This window comes from Allobosea sp. P4_E12 (genome assembly GCF_056401655.1).
In genome coordinates, this window is record NZ_JBFUIY010000017.1 from 95,979 (window position 1) to 114,658 (window position 18,680).

Sequence of the window (18,680 nt, forward strand, 5' to 3'; positions counted from 1 at the left end):
ACATGCCCGGGCCTCTAGCACGAGCGATCGCGTCGCGCCGATTCAAAATGCCGCATGCTGCAGGTGCTCGAAGCGCAGGACGGGGCTATTTCGTCTGCGGTGTACAGACCACCTTGTCGTCGAAGACGTAGCAGATGCTCATCTCGCCGGTGCGAACATTGACGCGGAAGATGCCACCTTCACGCTCGTGGCGCGACGGCATCAGCAGGTAGTCGCTCGGCGCCTGCGGGCCGGCCCCCTCCCCCGCCGGGAAGCAGACAGTGACGCCGACGCCGCCTTCCTTGAGCTGGAACTGGCAGGCGCCGACCTCGCCGGTGGCGCGATCGACCCTGTAGACACGGTTGAGATCCGTCTGCGGCGCAGGCGCAAACTCGAAGGGCGCGGCCTGAGCGGAGACATGCGGCACGATGCAGGTGCCGAGCGCCAGCAGCGCCCTGAGCACCGACCGGCGGAAGCCGGCGTTTTCAAGATATTCAGACACCACTGCCATCCTTCACGCGAATCAAGGCAAAGATAGCATTGTTGCTGCCTGCCAAGATGACGATCCGGCGCGGCTCGCTTGCCAAACCGGACCAGACCGCCTTTAGAGGCCCAAAGCACCTGCGCACCGGAACCCCGCCCATGAGCTTGCTCCCCATCGTCGTCTTCGATCTCGACGGCACCCTCGCCGAGACCGCGCCCGATATCATGCGCACGCTCAACGTCATTCTCGAGCAGGAAAAGCTCTCGCCCCTGCCGTTGGAACGCGCGCGTGAACTCGTCGGCGCCGGCGCCCGCGCCCTGATCGAACGTGGTTTTCGCGTCTCCGGACGGCCGCTCGACGAAGAGACGCTGGAGCGGCTGTTCCAGGACTTCCTGCGAATCTACGCCGAGGACGTCGCCTCGAACAGCTATCTCTACGAGGGCGTCGTTGCTGCCATGCAGGCCTTGGCGGAGGACGGTTATGCGCTCGCCGTCTGCACCAACAAGCCGATCCTGCACACGCGCCTGATCCTCGAGCATTTTGGCATCAGCGGGCATTTTGCGGCTGTGGCCGGGCGCGACAGCTTCGCCTTCCACAAGCCCGACCCCCGCCACCTGACGCTGACGATCGAAGCCGCCGGCGGTGACCCTAGGCGCGCGGTGATGATCGGCGATTCACGCACGGATATCACCACCGCGCGTGCCGCCGGTATCCCCTCGATCTGCGTTCCCTTCGGCTATACCGATGTCCCGATCGAGGAGCTGGAGCCCGATCTCGTGATCCAGCATTTCGACGAGTTGCACGGCGCCGTGCGGCAGATACTGGAGCCGGCGCCCGCGCTTTGCGCATCGGCGAAATAGCGATCGGCGGGGCTTTGATCGGCTCCGCTGCTGACCGATCAGGTCGGGTGACGCGGCCCGTCGTTGAGGCAAGCAGCGCGATATCTGCGTCACAACTGGATAGCCATGCTGATGCACGCAAAGCGCGCTTTGCACAGATCTCGACAGCGATATGAAGAGGAAAAATGGTGGGCGGCACAGGGATCGAACCTGTGACCCCTCCCGTGTGAAGGGAGTGCTCTACCGCTGAGCTAGCCGCCCGGACCGGCCTTCTCCTAGTCGCGGACACATGCGCCGTCAAGGCGCAGTTCCGCCAAGCCCGCACGCAGCCGGGGAAATCTCAGCACCGACCCAGCCGCAGTGCTGTAGGAGGCCCTCCCCGCCTCCATCAGGCGGCAACGCCACACAATGCGACATTGCGGCGAATCCCGACAGCTGACTTCGCTGGCGCGGACCGCCAGGCCGCAGAGCACGCGCGTCACCTGCCGCTCACGCCGCGCATATCCGTTGCCCATGGGGAAAGCGCGCCTTTGGCCCTGGAGGGAACAGAGCGGGTCACGTTCCGTTCATCCGCAGCGAGCTATTCACGCCTCGAATCGGAGGACCCATCGATGCTGCTCAGAAAACTGATCCTCACGTCGGCAGTGGTCTCGGCGCTGATCCCGGCGGCAGCGGCGCACGCACAGTATTATGACCCCTATGACCGCCCGCCGCCGCGCTACGGCTATGATCGGGGCTGGGACTACGACCGGCCACCGCCGCCGCGCTACGGCTATGAGCGCCCCTATCGCCAGCCGCGCTATGGCGACATGTGCGTCACCTCCCGCGGCTCCTGCGAAGCGCCGCCATCGCCAAGAGGCGCCCCTTGCCGCTGTTATTTCGACGGTTTCGGCCCCAAGCGCGGCGCCATTCAGTAGAAATCTCGGCGAGATCGCGAGCAAGCCCTGGCTCGCGATCTCGTCAGGTCCGATTGTGTCAGAGCGCGGGCCTTCGGCCCCGGATCACTTGAAACCGATCAGGATGCCGTCTGCCCCAAGCGCAAGCTGCAGACCCTGGCTGCGCGTGTTCAGCTTCATCGTGACGCCATTGCTGTTGCGGAGCCAGACGCTGCCCTTGCCCTGCGCTCCCAGCGCCCAACCCTCGCGCAACTGGACATAAGCCCCCGCGAAGTCCTGCAAGCGGTGAAGGCCGTAGACCGTCCCGGTCGCCGTCATCCGTGAAGCGCCGAAGCCGCCGAAGCCCACACCGCCGACCGTGATGCCGTAGGAACGGCCGCCGAACTTCAGCGTTCCGCCGCCGACCTCGCCGGAGCCGATGAAGGCAACCTGGACCTGCTGGATGCGGACCGAGCCTGTCGGCGGACCGAGCGTCCGCTGCTGGGCAGCAGCCGGTGCGGCGGCCGAGGCGATGGCAAGGAAAACTGCAGCAAGGACAGACGACCCGATCGGCATCGAGCGAACTCCTTCGCTGGACTGGTTTGCTCAGACTGTCAGAGTGTGTCCGCGATGCGGGATCGCGTCCATTGCGCCGGCTTCGCGGTCAGGGGAAATCCCCTGCAGGGGCGCGCTTGAACATGGTCTCGATATCCCGCACCGCGTCGGCATAGCGGATGACATTTCGCTGGTTTTCGAAGGAGAGCGACCGGTAAAGCCCGACGAGCGCTTGCTCCTCAGCGGAAACCTGCATCAGACGACCGCCCTCGCGCGTTGCGCACCATCCACCGGCCCCTTGCACGGCTCGGACACAGGAATTCCCTATGGCGGTTGCAGATGAAGCAACTACGCGCGAACACCCGATTGGTTTCAGCCTCGCCCCGGCACGGCAGCAGGCGCGTCCCTCGAACACCTGATCATGCCCGGTCGCGGGGCCGACGATTCCGGCGCCAGATGGCCAATGTCGGCCAGAAGGCCGCGAGCGCCACGAAGACCGTCAGCAGGAGAAGCGCGACCACCATCTGAACAAAGTCGAAATTGGGAGCGCTGGGAGCAACGAACCAAGCGGCGACGATCCCGGCCAAGGCCAGCAATGCCTGAATGATCCAGTTGAACATCGTTAGGCCCTTCCGCAGACTTGTCCGGTCAAACACAGGTTCCGGACCCGAGACGGATTGTGACCGAGACGGGCGGGATGTGTCGAGCAATCAGTGCGCCCATGCGATACAGAGCCATGCCGATCCGCCCAACCCCTCGAACTGTGATCGCAGACGCCTTTGAGGCCGCGGCTGATATCCTGCCGCGCCTGTTGCGGCGGCTCGGCGGGGCGGCAACGGCCTGTCCGCGGCGGCGTCACCGCCATCTGGTCCCAGTGACATGCCTCGCAGGCGCGCTGCTCGCGTGTCCGGCCTTGGCAGCGCCGGAGGAGCCAGCCTCCTCCGGAATCGACCAGGCCCTCTGCCGGCTGATCGACGAAGCGGCGCGGGGCCAGGGGGTTCCGGCCGCCTTCCTCACCCGGCTGATCTTTCAGGAATCGAGCTTTCGCCCGGGCGTCACCAGCCCGGCAGGAGCCCAGGGCGTGGCGCAGTTCATGCCGGGCACGGCGCGCGAGCGCGGCCTGCTCGACCCGTTCGACCCGGAGCAGGCCGTGCCGAAGGCTGCCCATTTCCTGGCGGAGCTGCGCCAGCGCTTCGGCAATTGGGGACTTGCCGCCGCCGCCTATAACGGCGGCCCGAACCGGGTCGCATCCTGGCTCGCCGGTCGCGGCGGCCTGCCATTCGAGACTGAGAATTATGTGCTCTCGATCACTGGCGTCGCCGCCGAGACCTGGGCCGAGGATGCGCGCGCGGCCGTGAACGGCGACGGGCGCGACCGCCCTGCCCGGCGCGCAACGCGAGACGAAACCTCGTTCTGCGCAACGACGGTCGTGGCGATCCGCGCCGGCAGCAAGCCGCTCGAGCTGCGCGAGGCGCCCTTCGCGCCATGGGGCGTGCAATTGGCCGGAAACTTCTCGAAGGCACGCGCGCTGGCGTCTTTCCAGCGGGCGAGCGAGAAGCACCGGACGATCATTGCCGAGCTGCAACCGATGATCATCGGCACACGGCTGCGCAGTCGCGGGACGCGGGCCTTCTATCGGGTGCGGCTGCCAGCCGCCACACGAACCGAGGCAACCGCGCTGTGCCGTCGCATCCAGGCGCAGAACGGGGCCTGCGTCGTGCTCAAGAGCTGAGCGGCCAAGTTTATGTTGCAGGTGCGCAACGCGGCGGTCGAAAGCCCGTGCCTCGCGTCGATGTGATGCCACAATGATTGCACGCCAAACGTGAGTCTGACAGGAGATTGAGGAGATGTTGACTTTTTCCGGTCAACTTCATGTCCGCGCGAATCCACGCCCTGAGGTCCCGATGAACCGCTCTTTCCGAATGGCCATGTTCGCAGGCTTGGGCCTGATGGCTGCCGCGTCGACTGCCAATGCCTATGAGATCGATCCGCTGACGCGCCAGCCATTGATGCAGAACCCTGAGGCCGCCAAGGCGCAGGCTACCGCCATTCCCCGCGAGATCGTGTCCTATGACACCCGGCAGCGGCCCGGCACCATTGTGATCAACACGACCGAGCGCCGACTCTATTTCGTGCTGCCCGAAGGCAAGGCCGTGCGCTATGGCGTCGGCGTCGGCCGCCCCGGCTTCGACTGGTCCGGCTCGCAGGCCATCACGCGCAAGGCGGAGTGGCCGACCTGGACCCCGCCGTCGCAGATGCTGAAGCGGCGCCCCGACCTGCCGCGCTTCATGCCCGGTGGCCCGGAGAACCCGATGGGCGCCCGCGCCATGTATCTCGGCTCGACCCTGTATCGCATCCATGGCTCGAACGAGCCGGAGACGATCGGCCAGGCCGTGTCGTCGGGCTGCATCCGCATGCTGAACGATGATGTGATCGACCTTTACGAGCGCACCAAGGTCGGCACCCGGGTCGTCGTCGCCCGCTGAGCGACCCGCTTCCCTGGATAAGGAAGGCCGGCCTCGTGCCGGCCTTTTTCTTGTTCGAGCCGGGCGGTCCTGACCGCGCCGGTTCGGAAGCCGGTCACCTCCGTCTGACAGGCTCCCGCGACAGCCCCTTGGCGGCGAGAGCGTCGAGATAGGCCTGCGTCTTCTCCTGCGCATGCTCGCCGAGCTCGCGCAGATAGTCCCAGGCAAAGATGCCGGTATCGTGCATGTCGTCGAAGGAGAGCTTGACGGCGTAGTGGCCGACGGGGTCGACGCCGATGATCTCGACCTCGGCCTTGCCCGGCACCGTCTTCTTCTGGCTCGGGTCATGGCCCTGGACTTCGGCGGACGGGCTTTCCACCCGCAGCAGCTCGGCCGCCAGCGCGAAGCTCGCGCCGTCCTCGAAGGCAATGTGGAGGGTGCGCCGATCCTTGGAGAGGCGGATTTCGGTGGGCCAGGCTGACATCTTCGTTTTTCACCAAGGGGATGTGACGATCGCAGCTATTGACGCCACGCACGCCAGTGCCAATGTCTGAACATGATATAGCTATGCGGCTGCCACCACGCACGTGCGAGCAGCGGATGGTGGAAACGCTGTAGAGACGAAACCAGAGTGCTGATCGACTCCCACAAGCCCGTGATGCGCCCGCCGCTGATCGATCCGTTCGGCCGGGAGATCAGCTATCTGCGCATCTCCGTGACGGATCGCTGCGATTTCCGCTGCGTCTACTGCATGTCCGAGGACATGACGTTCCTGCCCAAGCGCGATCTGCTGACGCTGGAAGAGGTCGACCGGGTTGCGACCGCCTTCGTGGCGCGCGGCACCCGCAAACTGCGCATCACCGGCGGCGAGCCGCTGGTCCGGCGCGACATCATGAACCTGTTCCGCTCGCTCTCGCGGCATTTGACCAGCGGCGCGCTTGATGAGTTGACCCTGACGACCAACGGCTCGCAGCTGGAGCGCTATGCGAGCGAGCTCGCAGCCTGCGGCGTGCGGCGCATCAATGTCTCGCTCGACACGCTCGATCCGGACAAATTCCGCGCGATCACGCGCTGGGGCGATCTCGGCAAAGTGCAGCGCGGTATCGAGGCTGCGCGCGAGGCCGGGCTCAGGGTCAAGATCAATGCGGTGGCCCTGAAGGGCGTCAACGAGGATGAGATCGAGGGCCTGATGCAATGGGCCCATGGACTCGGCATGGACCTCACCTTGATCGAGGTGATGCCGCTCGGCGAGATCGAGCCCGGACGCATCGACCAGTTCCTGCCGCTCTCGATCGTCCGCGCGAGGCTGATGGACCGCTATACGCTCGACGACGATCCCTATCGTACCGGCGGCCCGGCGCGCTATGTCCGAGTTCGCGAGACCGGCGGGCTGCTCGGCTTCATCACGCCGATGACCCATAATTTCTGCGAAAGCTGCAACCGGGTGCGCCTGACCTGCACCGGCACTCTCTACATGTGCCTTGGCCAGGAGGACGCCGCCGATCTGCGCGCCGCCGTGCGCGCCTCCGGCGACGATGCCCTGCTCTACCGTGCCATGGACGAGGCGATCTCGCGCAAGCCGAAGGGCCATGACTTCGTCATCGACCGAAGGCATGCCCGCCCTGCCGTCAGGCGCCATATGAGCGTGACGGGGGGCTGACGGTCGGCGCGCGCAGCCGAATGTGCCAGACTTGTCTCCAGCGGCAATAACCTGCGCCCCCTGTCGCCCAAGCGGGCAACTCCCGACGATCCGGAAGCGCGACCTGCGGCCTGCGGTTATCCACGGGGACGGCCTGTCATCCCCGCCGGCTGGCTCAGGTCGGGGCCGGCCGGTCTCAAAGACGTCGCAGCTCAGTGGCTTTGATACCACGCGAGAGCATCTGCCTCCGCCTGTCTGATCCACGCATCCTTGCAGTCGCCATAAGCGTGGGAGTCGTCGGGGTGCCGGCTCCGGCAGTCCGCCTTTACGCGATCATAGGCGGCTGCGATGTCGGGACGGGCCCGGAGATAATCGCGGAACGCCAGGTGTCGCGTGATCTCCGGGGAGCCTTCGGGATAGCAATGGAGCTGGACGAGCCTGCGCCCCGTCTCCGTATCGGCTTTCGTAAGGTAGCGCCGGCCGGCCAAGCCAAGCTCTCCCCACCATTCGTATCCGAGCGTTTCCAGCTCGCCTTGCCGGGCATCGAGCGCAGCCAGGCTCCCGACCACTGGCAGAAGGTCCAGGATCGGCTTGGCGTGAATGGCCGGGATCGCTGTCGAACCGACGTGATGAACGATGAGCAGGCATGGCCCGATCGCCTCCGCAAGACGTTGCGCCTCGCGCCCGGCGAGATCGGACCAATGGGGATCATGGGGGTGCAGTTCAACTGTGATGGGCGGCGGCATGCCAGTGCTCTTCCATTCAGGGCAGAGCTCTTTCTACGATGCCGCTGCCCGGCGCAAGGACGAGCACGTTGAGGGAACCGGTCACTCTCCAGGTGGCTGCGGAGCGCCCCGGCCTCCTACATCCGATAGGCCATCCGCACACCGCCCCAATGCCGGCCATTCACGCGGAGCGGCGCGTCGACCTCGCGCATGAGCTGGGTGACATCGCCCATGTCGCGCCGGTAGGACTGGACGAGGAAGGGGCGCACGGAGCGGGCCGACATGATGCCGGCGCGATCGTGGAACATGCGGCGGTTGCGGCTATGCGGCGCGTTCCAGGCAGGATCGCCCTTGCGCTGCGGATGGGCGAACTCGGGGTGGTGCACCGGAATATAGCCGTTGCGATCGATCGGCAGGGCGAAGACCAGCCGCGGATCGCTGGCCAGTTCCTCGGCGAGCGCCGGCGGCAACAGCGCCTCAAGGGCCGGCAAGGCGCTGTTGGTGTATTGCTGCGGCTCGGTCTCCGGCACGGGCAGATAGTTGACGTCAAAGAGCTGGGCCTCGGACAGCTTCCCATCCCGCAGTGCCTGCTCGAAGAGCGTGCCCAGGCGAACCGCGAAGAGCTGCGCGCGCTCGATCAGCGGCCGATAGGATTCTTCGATCTCGTCGAGCAGACGGCGCAGGGGCTCATGCTCCCTGACGGTCGCTTCGCCGAAGGCGACATGCAGGCCGAGCTGGCTCGACGCCATCAGACGGCAGGCCAAAGGCGGCAGGCCAGGGATGGTGATCGTCCCGCCCGTGCCTGGGCGGATGCCGGGATCGGACTGGGCGAGCAGCAGCGTTCCACCCAAGCCGAGGTCGATCGTCTGCGCGTTGAAGGTCGTGGCGCCGAAGTGTCCCTCGACCGGATACTCCGCAGGGAACCTGTCATGCTGGCGGCGGTCGGCGAAGACGGTGTGCCGCAGCAATGGCACGAAGCGCCCCATCAGTCCTTCGGCCTGGCGCGCGCCATCCGACATGGCGGCGCGCGCCTCGGCGCTGCGGGCCGCTGCGCCCAAGGCCATTTCGTCGATCTCACCGACCTGCCGGGAAACCGTATCGATGAAGCGGGCCGTCTCGTCGGCGCTGCGCGACAGTTCCGAGGCCGCTGCTGCCTGCTCGAGCGAGGCGCTGCCGATCGCCGCGATCACCGGATTGACGTCCCGCACCATTTGCAGCGCATCATTGACGATCGCGGCCGAGCCCTGGGCCGTCTGGGTCAGCCGATCGACACGGTTGCGGATATGGTCGACCGCGTCGCGCACCTCGATGGAAAGCGCCTTCACTTCCTGGGCAACCACGCCGAAGCCGCGGCCGGCCTCGCCGGCGCGCGCCGCTTCGATGGTCGCATTCAAGGCAAGCAGATTGGTCTGGCGCGCGATCTCGGCAATGGAATCGACGATGCTGCGGATCTCGACCGTGGCGGAGGCGAGGCCTGTCATCATGTGCGTCGCCTCGCCGGCACGCATGGCCGCCGCCTCCAGCATGTCGCGCGCGCCATTCATCGAGCTGCCGACCTGCTCGGCCGCGTCGGAGACCTGCTGGGTGGCGGTCGCGAGCGCGCTCGAATTCATGCTGGCCGTCTCGGCCGCCTGCCTCAGATCGCCGGTACGCCTGTGAATGCCGATCGAACCACCCTCGGCCTGGCTCGATGTATGCTCTGCCTCATAGAGGCGCCCGGTGAGGCGTCGCAGGGCGGCAACGACATCCTGCTCGAGCGCATTGACGGCTTCGCGGATCGAGGCATCGTCGAGCGGATCGGGAAGTTCGATCGCTTCTGCCGGCGACGTCGGCTCCGCAGTGGCGACAGGCCCGGCTGCAACGGCACGGTCTTGGGTGCCCAACCAGCGCCGGACCCTTTCGCGAAACATCAGCCAATCCCGGACAGCGCAAAGTCGAACCTTTATGGTCGGGCAATGTTAACAAAGCTTCTCCCGAAGCCACGACTTGCCCAAACGAGAGGCCGAAAGCGCGCAGGGCCATGCGCCGGAAGCGGGATTCGCCGTCCCGGACCGGCATGGACCCGATGCGAGGCTGCAGCTAAAGCTCTGATCATCCGCATTGCCCTCCCCCAGGCCAGCCCATGACCAGTCATAGCTACGACGTGATCGTTGCCGGTGTCGGTGCCATGGGCTCCGCCGCCTGCTGGCATCTCGCGCGGCGCGGACTGAAGGTCCTTGGCCTCGAGCGCTTCGACCTCGGCCATGCGATGGGCTCGTCGCATGGCATGACGCGGATCATCCGCCTCGCCTATTTCGAAGGCTCGCATTACGTGCCGATCGTCCGGCGCGCGCATCAGCTCTGGTCCGAGACCGGCGCGGAAGCGGGCATGCAGTTGCTGCACGTCACCGGTTCGCTCGATCTCGCCCCCGAAGGCGCCGGGCCGGTCGAGTCCTCGCTGCGCTCCTGCCTCGACCACGGGTTGACGCATGAGGTGCTCTCGGGCCAGGAGATCGCGCGCCGTTTCCCTGGCTTTCAGCTGCCGGCGGGACATGTCGGTCTCTGGCAGCCCGATGGCGGGTTCGTCGCCTCCGAGAAGGCGATCTATGCCCATGTCGGCCTCGCCCAATCGCGTGGCGCCGAGATCCGGACCAATGAGCCGCTGCTCGACTGGGCGCCGACAGCGCAAGGCGGCGTGGTCGTTCGCACCGAGCGCGGCACCTATTCCGCTGGCCGGCTGGTGATCACCTCCGGCGGCTGGATCGCCGACGCGGTCCCGGCATTGGCTGCGAATGTCTCGACCGTGCGGCAGGCCATCGGCTGGTTCACGACGCGACGGCCGGAGCTGTATCGTCCGGGCGCCTTCCCCGTCTTCATCCTCAGTGTCGAGGAAGGCACCTTCTACGGCTTTCCGCTCTACGAGCATCCCGGCTTCAAGCTCGGCGGCCCGCATTTCGGGCGCGAGCCGATGGATCCGCGCGAGCCGGACCGCACGCCGAGCCCGCGCCAGGTGGCGCTGATCCGCGATTGCCTCGCCCGCTACCTGCCCGATGCCGCCGGAGAACCGCTCAGCCTCAAGGGCTGCGTCTACACGGTGACGCCGGACGAGGATTTCGTAATCGACGCCGTGCCGGGCGTCCCGCAGGCCGTGTTCGCATCCGCCTGTTCCGGCCATGGCTACAAATTCGCCAGCGCTATCGGCGAAATCCTCGCCGACCTCTCCACCACCGGCCAATCCGCTTTCGATCTCAAACCCTTCTCGCTCAGCCGCTTTCCGGAAGCGTGAGCCGCCGCGAGCCCGGCGCAGAACTTCTGCGCGACGGCCTCTCGACGCCACCAGGACCTTGCCTTGGCCAGTTCAGCCGAAAACCGTCGCGGAATCATCGCCATGCTGCTGGCGATGTTTCTCTTCACCTGCAACGACGCGCTCATGAAGCTGGCACGTGAAGTCTACCCCGTCGGGCAGGCGATCTCGCTGCGGGCCGTCTTTGCGGTGACGACGGCCCTCGCCATGATCTGGATGATGGGCGAAGGCCGCAAGCTCGGCGAAATGTTCAGGCCGCTGGTCCTGCTCCGCGGGATGATAGAGGCCGCAATCGCCCTGATCTTCATCTGGTCGGTGGCCAAGCTCCCACTCGGGAACATCACCGCCATCCTGATGGCCTCACCGCTCATCATCCTCGTCCTCGCGGTGGCGCTCGGCATCGAGAAGGTCGGCTGGCGCCGGACGGTTGCCGTCGCGGTCGGCTTTATCGGCGTGCTGGTCGTGATCCGGCCGACGCCCGAGCATATGAACATCGCCGCGATTGCGGCCCTCGTCAGCGCGATATTGGCGGCGGTTCGCGATCTGGTTACCCGCAGGATTGGCAACCACGTCCCTTCGACGGTGATTTCGTTCACGGCGACGATCATCGTCGGCCTCTCCGCCTTCGCACTCGGCTTCTTCGAGACCTGGGTGCCGGTCCAGCGGATCGAGACCGTCTATGTCGGCGGCGCGGCCGTGCTGGTTTCGCTTGGCAGCTTCTGCATCGTCAACGCCTTCCGGAACACCGATGTCGGGGTCGTCACCGGCTACCGCTATTCCGGCGTCGCCTTCGCGGTGCTGATCGGGCACCTGCTCTGGGGCGAGATTCCGGACGCCTGGGCCGTCACCGGCATCGCGCTGATCGCCGGCAGCGGCCTCTACACCCTGCATCGCCAGCGCGTCGTTCCCAGTGCCAAGCTCAAGATCGAGGGTGGCCCTGCGTCATGAGCGGCCAGCCTGTTGCAGCGAAGCCCGCCCTGCTCGTCCTGGTCGCGATCTCGACCCTGCAGCCGATCGCCCTCAACCTTCTCGCGCCTGCGACACCAGCCGTGGCGCGCCATTTCGGCACGAACTACGCAACGATCCAGCTCACGCTGACGCTGTATCTCGTCTCTGTCGCGCTGATCCAGTTGCTGATCGGCCCGCTCTCGGACCGCTTCGGGCGGCGGCCCTGCGTCAATGGCGGGATCATCGTCTTCATTCTCGGCTCGATTCTCGGAGCATTGGCCCCCACCACGGAAGTCCTGCTGGCGGCGCGCGTGCTGGAGGGCGCTGGTGCCGGTACGACCTTCGCGCTCGCCCGGGCCATCATCCGCGACAGCGCCCATCGCGACGAGGCAGCGAGCCAGATCGCCAGCGTCACCATGGTCATGGTGGTGGCGCCGATGATCGCACCCTATCTCGGCGGCCATATCGAAACCTGGTTCGGCTGGCGGATGATCTTCTGGGCAATGACCGCAGCCGGCGTGCTCGTTCTCCTGCTGACGGCGGCCCGATTGCCGGAAACCGCTCCGAATGTCGGCATCAGGACATCGCTGCTCGGCGTCTTCCGCTCCTTCCCGCTCCTGGCGCTCGACCGGGAGTTCATCGTCAACGTCATCGCGCTTTCGATGACATCGGCCGCGTTCTTCGCCTTCGTCGCCGGAGCCCCCTTCATCGTCGTCGAGACGATGGGCCGGGGCTCGGATGTCTATGGCGCCTACTTCATCCTGAGCGCGTTCGGCTACATGGTCGGGAATTTCGCGATGTCGCGGCTCGCGGTCAGGCGCGGGGCCGCTCCCCTGGTGCGGCTTGGCCTGATCATCTCCGTGGTGATGATGAGCATCGCGATGGTGTTCGCGATGAGCGATTACTGGACGCCGCTGACCCTGTTCCTGCCGCTGGCGATCAGCTCGGTCGGCAATGGCTTGACGATTCCCGGTGCGGCAGCTGCAGCGCTGTCCGCCAAACCCGAACTTGCCGGCTCCGCAGCCGGGCTGATGGGAGCCATCCAGCTCGGTGTCGGTGCGTTGGCCACGATCGTGATCAGCTGGCTTGTCATACTTTGGCCGCAGTCCCTGATCGCCACGATGTGGCTGATGATGGCGATCGGGCTATTTTCCTTGCGTTTCAGCGGCTTCCGGCGACACAGCTGATCCCCAGCCTGTCGCCCTGCGTAATCTTGTGCTGCCCCAGACCTTCGTATAACCAGCGCTTAACCAGCGCGACATGGCCCTCATGCGTCGCGTGCATTCATAATCTGGGAGAGCGGGTGTGCAGGGACTTCTCAAGGTCAGCCGCATCATCGACGCGATCAACAGTCAGATCGGCAAGAAAGTTGCCTGGCTGATCCTGCTGGCAGTCATCGTCGCAGCGGTGAATGCGATTATCCGCAAGATGTTCAACATGTCGTCGAATGCCTGGCTCGAGCTGCAATGGATGCTGTTCGGCGCCGTCTTCCTGATGTGCGCCTCCTGGACGCTGCAGGTGAAAGAGCATATCCGCATCGACATCCTGAACAGCCAGTTGCCGAAGCGCGTTCAGCAATGGATCGACCTTCTCGGTCATCTCCTGTTCCTGCTGCCGTTCTGCGCGCTGATGATCTACCATTCCTGGCCGTTCTTCTGGCGCTCCTACGCGGTCAATGAGCAGTCGCTCTCGGCCGGCGGCCTGCCCCAGTGGCCCGCCAAGGGGCTCCTGATCGTCGGCTTCTTCATGCTGTTCTGCCAGGGCATTTCGGAGGTCATCAAGCAGATCGCGATCATGCGCGGCCTCCTGGAGGACGAAGAGACGTTGCGTGGCCATGCGGCCGCTGCGGAAGCGGAAGCGCAACGCCTGCTGGATCAAGCCAAGGCCCAGGGCCTGGCTTCGTGAGCAACCCAGAAGAACTCCGGAAACCGCCGATGACCGCCTCCCGCTTCGCGCGCGCAGCCGGGCTTTTGCTCGCGCTCACCCTGACTGCCTTCTTCAGCCTGCATATGGGCGATGCCCATGCCGCGGGGATCGGGGATTTTCTGCGCGTCAACATGGCGCCGGTGATGTTCGCCGCCCTCGTGCTCTTCCTCCTGCTCGGCTACCCCGTCGCCTTCGCACTCGCCGCCAACGGTCTGCTCTTCGCGCTGATCGGCATCGACCTCGGCATGTTCCAGGAGAACTTCCTGCAGGCGCTGCCGGAACGCATCTACGGCACGATGAACAATGACGTGCTGCTCGCCATTCCCTTCTTCACCTTCATGGGATTGGTGCTCGAGCGCTCGGGCATGGCGGAAGACCTGCTCGACACCATCGGCCAGCTCTTCGGCCCGATCCGCGGCGGCCTCGCCTATGCCGTGATCTTCGTTGGCGCCCTGCTCGCCGCCACGACCGGTGTCGTTGCCGCCTCCGTCATCTCGATGGGCCTGATCTCGCTGCCGATCATGCTGCGCTACGGCTATGACCGCCGACTCGCCTCGGGTGTGATCGCAGCGTCCGGAACGCTGGCGCAGATCATCCCGCCTTCGCTGGTTCTGATCGTGCTTGCCGACCAGCTCGGCCGGTCCGTTGGCGACATGTATGAGGGCGCCTTCATCCCAGGCCTCGTCCTCGCCGGGCTCTACGCCGGTTACGTCTTCCTTGTCACCATCGTCTACCCGAAGCGCGCTCCCGGCCTGCCGCCAGAGGCACAGACCCTGCGCGACGCCGACGGCAAGACACGCCGGTTCTCGCTGCTGGTTGTCGCGATCATCTCCTTCTGCGTCGCCTACGCCTATATGAAGCTCTATACCAAGGTCGATGCCGGGGCCGATTTCGTCGTGCTGACGATGTCGATCATGGTTGGCGTCTCGCTGGTCATCGCGCTGATCAACAAGATGCTGGGGCTCAAGCTGCTGTCGCGCATGACCGAGCAGGTCATCTTCGTGATGGTGCCGCCGCTGGCGCTAATCTTCCTCGTGCTCGGGACGATCTTCATCGGCGTCGCGACACCGACCGAAGGCGGCGCGATGGGCGCGGCGGGTGCGATCCTGCTCGCCTTCAGCAAGCGCCGCCTCTCCTTCGAGCTGCTGAAGCAGGCGACGGAGTCGACGGCCAAGCTCTCGGCCTTCGTGCTCTTCATCCTGGTCGGCGCGCGCGTGTTCTCGCTGACGTTCTACGGCGTCAACGGCCATGTCTGGGTCGAGCATCTGCTGGTCGGGCTGCCCGGCGGCGCGACGGGCTTCCTGATCGTCGTCAACGTGATGGTCTTCCTGCTGGCCTTCTTCCTGGATTTCTTCGAGCTGGCCTTCATCGTGGTGCCGTTGCTCGGCCCCGCGGCCGAGAAGCTCGGCATCGACCTGATCTGGTTCGGCGTTATCCTGGGCGTGAACATGCAGACGAGCTTCATGCACCCGCCCTTTGGCTTCGCGCTGTTCTTCCTGCGTTCGGTCGCGCCCAAGCACCGCTACAAGGACAAGGTCACGGGCCTGCAGATGGAGCCCGTCACCACCGGCCAGATCTATTGGGGCGCCGTGCCCTTCGTGGTGATCCAGTGCATCATGGTGGCGCTCGTCATCATCTTCCCGAAGATGGTGATGCACTACAAGGCGTCGGCCATTCAGCTCGACCAGAAGTCGATCGACAAGCAGTTCGACTCGATCCAGATCCCGGGACTGGGCGGCAGCATGCCAGGTCTCGACCTCAACGCCCCGCCGACGCTCAACCTCAAATAGGCGCCGGTCAGCCGAAACAAAAAGGGCGGGGAGCGATCCCCGCCTTTTTTCATGTCCGTACGGCAGCGCTTGGGATCAGCGATAGAAGCTGTCGCCGAACAAGCCCCGGTCGGATTGAACCTTGCCGCGGACGATCGCGCGCACGGGCCCGAGGGTGGACTCGCCGCGTGCCTCGAGCTGGGCCGTGGCACCGACGGCAGAGCCATAGCGATTATCGGAGCGCTTGCCGAATTCGGCCCGAACCGAGCCGCCCGCGCGCACGCAGAAAGAGGAACCATCGACCCTGACATAGCCGGGGCCACATTCCGGGCAGGGACGCGTCGCCTTATCCAGCTTGGGTGCAGGCAGCTTGGCCGACGGGACGCCGCGGCCAGGGAGGGGCTCGCCGATCGACTGAGCCGCGGCGGGGACCGTTGCAGCGAACACGGCGAGCAGACCGACAATCAGACGCGGCATTCGCAAGACTTCCCGAACAAATGCGCAAGCGGCGCGCAAGGCGTGACCAGCCCTGAGTCTAGCCCGCAAGCGCGGCAAAGCAATGGCCGGCCGCCGCCCCATTGGCATGCCCGGCGGATGCGAAAAACCCCGGCCTCGCGGCCGGGGTCCGACAGGGATCGAGTTCGCCGGTTTCCCGGCGGGTCGCTCTCTTCAGAGCTGGTTGGCCGCGCGCGCGCGGATCAGAAAATTGTCGAAGCTGTATTCGGCGATCTGGAACCAGAGATATTCGTCGCCGCGGAAGGCCGACATCGCCTCATAGACCTTCTTGAAGTCGGGGTTCTTGGCTGAGGTCTCGGCATAGACCTCCTTGGATGCCTTGAGGCAGGCTTCCATGATCTCCTGCGAAAACGGTCGCAATTGTGCACCGGCGCCGACGAGACGCTTCAGGGCCGCGGGATTCCTGGCATCGTATTTGGCCTGCATGTCGACATTCGCCAGTGCCGCCGCCGTGGTCAGCACCGATTTGTAGACCTTCGGCAGCGATTCCCACTTCGCCTGGTTGATGAAGAAATGCAGCGCAGCGCCGCCTTCCCACCAGCCCGGATAGTAATAGAACGGCGCAACCTTGTTGAAGCCAAGCTTCTCGTCATCGGCCGGGCCGACCCATTCGGCCGCGTCGATCGTGCCCTTTTCCAGCGCCGGATAGATGTCGCCACCGGCGATCTGCTGCGGCACGACGCCAAGCTTGCTCATGACCTGTCCGGCGAAGCCGCCGATGCGCATCTTCACGCCCTGCATATCGGCGACGGTCTTGATCTCCTTGCGGAACCAGCCGCCCATCTGGCAGCCGGTATTGCCACCGGGAATCGCGTAGATGTTGTGCTTCTTGTAGAATTCGTTGAGCAATTCATTGCCGCCGCCATGGTAGAACCAGGCATTCTGCTGGCGCGCATTGAGGCCGAACGGCACCGCAGTGCCGAAGGCGAAGGTCGGATCCTTGCCGACATAGTAATAGGAAGCGGTGTGGCACATCTCGACAGTGCCATTGGTCACCGCATCGGCGGCCTGCAGGCCGGGAACGATTTCGCCGGCTGCGAAGACCTGGATCTGGAAATTCCCGTCGGTCGCTTCCGACACGGCCTTCGCGAGAATCTCGGAAGCGCCGTAGATCGTGTCGAGGGATTTCGGGAATGACGAGGTCACTCGCCATTTCAGCTCAGGCATAGGCTGGGCGATGGCCGGGCTGGCAATGGCGCCAGCGGCAGCCCCCGCCCCGGCAACCTTCAAGAAATGGCGACGCTTCATCTGGATTTTTCTCCCCTCAGAGACGTTCAGCGGCACCGGTTGATCCGGCTTTGCGCGCGCGCTCCAGAAAAGCAGGTCCTGTGATCCGCGCAAGTGGAAAGCATGCCCCCTATGCATTTTTTGCAGGATAGTACTTTCGTCGCAGGGGAAAGCGAGTTCCGTCAAACAAGACCGGCCCGCCTGCCCCGAAGGGAAGACCGATCTCGCGCGAACGACCAAAGAAAAAGCCCGGCTTGCGCCGGGCTTTCGCGTTGATCTCGACCGAGAAGATCTCAGTCGATGTTGCCGATCTCAGCGCGCGCGCGAACGCACCTGGAAGACGTCGAAGGTCAGTTCCGCGACCTGCCACCAGAGATACTGGTCCGAGCGGAAAGCGGTCATCGTATCGATGGCCTTCTTGAAGTCCGGGTTCTTGGCCGAGATCTCGGCGTAGAGTTCGTTCGTGGCCTTGAGGCTGGCTTCGAGGATCTCCTGCGAGAACGGGCGCAGCTGTGTGCCGGCACCGACCAGGCGCTTCAGCGCCGGCGGGTTCACGACATCATAACGCGCGCCCATCTGCGTGTTGGCATAGGTGCAGGCGGCGGTCAGGGCTGCCTGGTAGGCCTTGGGAAGGGCGTTCCACTTCTCCAGGTTGACGAAGGCATGGACCGTCGGCCCGCCTTCCCAGAAGCCCGGATAGTAGTAGTACGGCGCGACCTTGGAGAAGCCGAGCTTCTCGTCGTCATAGGGGCCGACCCACTCGGCGCCGTCGATCGTGCCCTTTTCCAGCGCCGGATAGATGTCGCCACCGGCGAGCWGCTGCGGCACGACGCCGAGCTTGGCCAGAACCTGGCCGGCGATACCGCCGATGCGCATCTTCAGGCCCTGAAGATCGGCAACGGTCTTGAATTCCTTGCGGAACCAGCCGCCCATCTGCGCGCCGGTATTGCCGCAGGGCAGGCCGTAGATGTTGAACTTCTTGAAGAACTCGTTGAACAGCTCATTGCCGCCGTTCTGATAGAGCCAGGCATTCTGCATGCGGGCGTTGAGACCAAACGGCACCGATGCGGGAATCGCGAAGGTCGGATCCTTGCCGACATAGTAATAAGAGACGGTGTGCGCCATCTCGATCGTGCCGTTGGTGACGGCATCCGCCGCCTGCAGGCCGGGAACGATTTCGCCCGCCGCGAAGACCTGGATCTGGAAATTGCCGTCGGTCAGTTCGGAGACCATCTTGGCCATGATCTCGGCGCCGGCATAGATCGTGTCGAGAGACTTCGGGAAGCTCGACGCCAGGCGCCATTTCACTTCCGGTTTCGACTGCGCAACGGCCGGCATGGCGACAGCGGAGGCCGCAGCGCCAGCAGTGGCGGCCTGAATAAATTGACGACGCTTCATTATGGACATCTCCTCGGATTTCGACTTTGCGATGCGCAGGCGGGTTCGGTCC

20 protein-coding genes and 1 tRNA gene are annotated in these 18,680 nt (G+C 65.1%); 10 read left to right on the top strand and 11 right to left on the bottom strand.

What is annotated here, in order from left to right:
* Window positions 1–85 precede the first annotated feature (85 nt).
* A complete protein-coding gene (locus tag AC1DW9_RS21620; RefSeq protein WP_441506564.1) occupies window positions 86–490 on the bottom strand; it encodes a hypothetical protein in 405 nt (134 codons plus the stop codon).
* A gap of 131 nt (window positions 491–621) precedes the next feature.
* On the opposite strand from AC1DW9_RS21620, the gene gph reads away from it, so the two are divergent.
* Window positions 622–1,323 (top strand): phosphoglycolate phosphatase, encoded by a 702-nt coding sequence (gene gph / locus AC1DW9_RS21625; protein ID WP_441506565.1) that lies wholly within the window; start codon window positions 622–624, stop codon window positions 1,321–1,323.
* Between the two features lie 165 nt (window positions 1,324–1,488).
* Here the strand turns inward: gph and AC1DW9_RS21630 are convergent.
* A tRNA-Val gene (locus AC1DW9_RS21630) sits at window positions 1,489–1,563 on the bottom strand.
* A gap of 350 nt (window positions 1,564–1,913) precedes the next feature.
* Here AC1DW9_RS21630 and AC1DW9_RS21635 point away from each other — a divergent pair.
* Window positions 1,914–2,219 (top strand): hypothetical protein, encoded by a 306-nt coding sequence (locus AC1DW9_RS21635; RefSeq protein WP_113514830.1) that lies wholly within the window; start codon window positions 1,914–1,916, stop codon window positions 2,217–2,219.
* An 84-nt stretch (window positions 2,220–2,303) separates the two neighbouring features.
* Here AC1DW9_RS21635 and AC1DW9_RS21640 read toward each other — a convergent pair whose 3' ends face one another.
* The 3 genes from AC1DW9_RS21640 to AC1DW9_RS21650 form a co-directional block, all read right to left on the bottom strand.
* Window positions 2,304–2,753, bottom strand: coding sequence for a hypothetical protein (locus AC1DW9_RS21640; RefSeq protein ID WP_441506566.1), 450 nt, complete (start codon window positions 2,751–2,753; stop codon window positions 2,304–2,306).
* An 88-nt stretch (window positions 2,754–2,841) separates the two neighbouring features.
* Window positions 2,842–2,988, bottom strand: a complete 147-nt coding sequence (locus AC1DW9_RS21645; protein WP_441506567.1) for a hypothetical protein — start codon at window positions 2,986–2,988, stop codon at window positions 2,842–2,844.
* A 163-nt stretch (window positions 2,989–3,151) separates the two neighbouring features.
* Window positions 3,152–3,352, bottom strand: coding sequence for a hypothetical protein (locus AC1DW9_RS21650; RefSeq protein ID WP_441489215.1), 201 nt, complete (start codon window positions 3,350–3,352; stop codon window positions 3,152–3,154).
* Between the two features lie 116 nt (window positions 3,353–3,468).
* Between AC1DW9_RS21650 and AC1DW9_RS21655 the strand changes: the two genes are divergently transcribed.
* A complete protein-coding gene (locus AC1DW9_RS21655; RefSeq protein ID WP_441506568.1) occupies window positions 3,469–4,464 on the top strand; it encodes a lytic transglycosylase domain-containing protein in 996 nt (331 codons plus the stop codon).
* A 172-nt stretch (window positions 4,465–4,636) separates the two neighbouring features.
* Window positions 4,637–5,218, top strand: coding sequence for a L,D-transpeptidase (locus tag AC1DW9_RS21660; RefSeq protein ID WP_113514822.1), 582 nt, complete (start codon window positions 4,637–4,639; stop codon window positions 5,216–5,218).
* A gap of 94 nt (window positions 5,219–5,312) precedes the next feature.
* Here AC1DW9_RS21660 and AC1DW9_RS21665 read toward each other — a convergent pair whose 3' ends face one another.
* Window positions 5,313–5,681, bottom strand: coding sequence for a gamma-butyrobetaine hydroxylase family protein (locus AC1DW9_RS21665; protein ID WP_441489213.1), 369 nt, complete (start codon window positions 5,679–5,681; stop codon window positions 5,313–5,315).
* Window positions 5,682–5,855: 174 nt separating this feature from the next.
* On the opposite strand from AC1DW9_RS21665, the gene moaA reads away from it, so the two are divergent.
* Window positions 5,856–6,857 carry a GTP 3',8-cyclase MoaA gene (moaA, locus tag AC1DW9_RS21670; RefSeq protein ID WP_441506664.1) on the top strand — a complete coding sequence of 334 codons (1,002 nt, stop codon included), beginning with the start codon at window positions 5,856–5,858 and terminating at the stop codon, window positions 6,855–6,857.
* Window positions 6,858–7,048: 191 nt separating this feature from the next.
* Here the strand turns inward: moaA and AC1DW9_RS21675 are convergent, their stop codons facing one another.
* Together AC1DW9_RS21675 and AC1DW9_RS21680 are read right to left on the bottom strand one after the other, a co-directional pair.
* On the bottom strand, window positions 7,049–7,582 hold the full coding sequence (locus AC1DW9_RS21675) for a GrpB family protein (RefSeq protein WP_441506569.1): 534 nt from the start codon (window positions 7,580–7,582) through the stop codon (window positions 7,049–7,051).
* Between the two features lie 116 nt (window positions 7,583–7,698).
* A complete protein-coding gene (locus AC1DW9_RS21680; RefSeq protein ID WP_476775662.1) occupies window positions 7,699–9,471 on the bottom strand; it encodes a methyl-accepting chemotaxis protein in 1,773 nt (590 codons plus the stop codon).
* Between the two features lie 212 nt (window positions 9,472–9,683).
* Between AC1DW9_RS21680 and solA the strand changes: the two genes are divergently transcribed.
* From solA to AC1DW9_RS21705, 5 genes are all read left to right on the top strand, one after another.
* Window positions 9,684–10,826, top strand: coding sequence for an N-methyl-L-tryptophan oxidase (gene solA / locus AC1DW9_RS21685; RefSeq protein WP_441506571.1), 1,143 nt, complete (start codon window positions 9,684–9,686; stop codon window positions 10,824–10,826).
* A 63-nt stretch (window positions 10,827–10,889) separates the two neighbouring features.
* Entirely contained in the window at window positions 10,890–11,792 is a 903-nt protein-coding gene (locus AC1DW9_RS21690) for a DMT family transporter (RefSeq protein WP_441506572.1), read from the top strand.
* The gene (locus tag AC1DW9_RS21695) at window positions 11,789–12,979 is read left to right on the top strand and encodes a multidrug effflux MFS transporter (protein ID WP_441506573.1); all 1,191 of its coding nucleotides are present in this window, start codon (window positions 11,789–11,791) and stop codon (window positions 12,977–12,979) included. Before AC1DW9_RS21690 ends, AC1DW9_RS21695 begins: the two co-directional genes overlap by 4 nt.
* A gap of 118 nt (window positions 12,980–13,097) precedes the next feature.
* The gene (locus AC1DW9_RS21700) at window positions 13,098–13,697 is read left to right on the top strand and encodes a TRAP transporter small permease subunit (RefSeq protein ID WP_441506574.1); all 600 of its coding nucleotides are present in this window, start codon (window positions 13,098–13,100) and stop codon (window positions 13,695–13,697) included.
* A 104-nt stretch (window positions 13,698–13,801) separates the two neighbouring features.
* Entirely contained in the window at window positions 13,802–15,508 is a 1,707-nt protein-coding gene (locus AC1DW9_RS21705) for a TRAP transporter large permease (RefSeq protein ID WP_441506665.1), read from the top strand.
* 75 nt (window positions 15,509–15,583) lie between these two features.
* Here AC1DW9_RS21705 and AC1DW9_RS21710 read toward each other — a convergent pair whose 3' ends face one another.
* The 3 genes from AC1DW9_RS21710 to AC1DW9_RS21720 form a co-directional block, all read right to left on the bottom strand.
* Complete coding sequence (locus AC1DW9_RS21710) at window positions 15,584–15,964, bottom strand: hypothetical protein (RefSeq protein ID WP_476775661.1); 381 nt, start codon at window positions 15,962–15,964, stop codon at window positions 15,584–15,586.
* A gap of 192 nt (window positions 15,965–16,156) precedes the next feature.
* A complete protein-coding gene (locus AC1DW9_RS21715; RefSeq protein WP_113514737.1) occupies window positions 16,157–17,251 on the bottom strand; it encodes a TRAP transporter substrate-binding protein in 1,095 nt (364 codons plus the stop codon).
* Window positions 17,252–17,542: 291 nt separating this feature from the next.
* A complete protein-coding gene (locus AC1DW9_RS21720) occupies window positions 17,543–18,628 on the bottom strand; it encodes a TRAP transporter substrate-binding protein (protein ID WP_476855178.1) in 1,086 nt (361 codons plus the stop codon).
* Window positions 18,629–18,680: the final 52 nt, after the last annotated feature.

Bases quoted from the DNA above. Each gene is read 5' to 3' on its own strand.
- AC1DW9_RS21645 (WP_441506567.1), bottom strand. From the start codon at position 2,988: ATGCAGGTTTCCGCTGAGGAGCAAGCGCTCGTCGGGCTTTACCGGTCG.
- AC1DW9_RS21640 (WP_441506566.1), bottom strand. From the start codon at position 2,753: ATGCCGATCGGGTCGTCTGTCCTTGCTGCAGTTTTCCTTGCCATCGCC.
- AC1DW9_RS21655 (WP_441506568.1), top strand. From the start codon at position 3,469: ATGCCGATCCGCCCAACCCCTCGAACTGTGATCGCAGACGCCTTTGAG.
- moaA (WP_441506664.1), top strand. From the start codon at position 5,856: ATGCGCCCGCCGCTGATCGATCCGTTCGGCCGGGAGATCAGCTATCTG.
- AC1DW9_RS21620 (WP_441506564.1), bottom strand. From the start codon at position 490: ATGGCAGTGGTGTCTGAATATCTTGAAAACGCCGGCTTCCGCCGGTCG.
- AC1DW9_RS21650 (WP_441489215.1), bottom strand. From the start codon at position 3,352: ATGTTCAACTGGATCATTCAGGCATTGCTGGCCTTGGCCGGGATCGTC.
- AC1DW9_RS21665 (WP_441489213.1), bottom strand. From the start codon at position 5,681: ATGTCAGCCTGGCCCACCGAAATCCGCCTCTCCAAGGATCGGCGCACC.
- AC1DW9_RS21710 (WP_476775661.1), bottom strand. From the start codon at position 15,964: ATGCCGCGTCTGATTGTCGGTCTGCTCGCCGTGTTCGCTGCAACGGTC.
- solA (WP_441506571.1), top strand. From the start codon at position 9,684: ATGACCAGTCATAGCTACGACGTGATCGTTGCCGGTGTCGGTGCCATG.
- AC1DW9_RS21705 (WP_441506665.1), top strand. From the start codon at position 13,802: ATGGGCGATGCCCATGCCGCGGGGATCGGGGATTTTCTGCGCGTCAAC.
- AC1DW9_RS21695 (WP_441506573.1), top strand. From the start codon at position 11,789: ATGAGCGGCCAGCCTGTTGCAGCGAAGCCCGCCCTGCTCGTCCTGGTC.
- AC1DW9_RS21660 (WP_113514822.1), top strand. From the start codon at position 4,637: ATGAACCGCTCTTTCCGAATGGCCATGTTCGCAGGCTTGGGCCTGATG.
- gph (WP_441506565.1), top strand. From the start codon at position 622: ATGAGCTTGCTCCCCATCGTCGTCTTCGATCTCGACGGCACCCTCGCC.
- AC1DW9_RS21635 (WP_113514830.1), top strand. From the start codon at position 1,914: ATGCTGCTCAGAAAACTGATCCTCACGTCGGCAGTGGTCTCGGCGCTG.
- AC1DW9_RS21715 (WP_113514737.1), bottom strand. From the start codon at position 17,251: ATGAAGCGTCGCCATTTCTTGAAGGTTGCCGGGGCGGGGGCTGCCGCT.
- AC1DW9_RS21675 (WP_441506569.1), bottom strand. From the start codon at position 7,582: ATGCCGCCGCCCATCACAGTTGAACTGCACCCCCATGATCCCCATTGG.
- AC1DW9_RS21680 (WP_476775662.1), bottom strand. From the start codon at position 9,471: ATGTTTCGCGAAAGGGTCCGGCGCTGGTTGGGCACCCAAGACCGTGCC.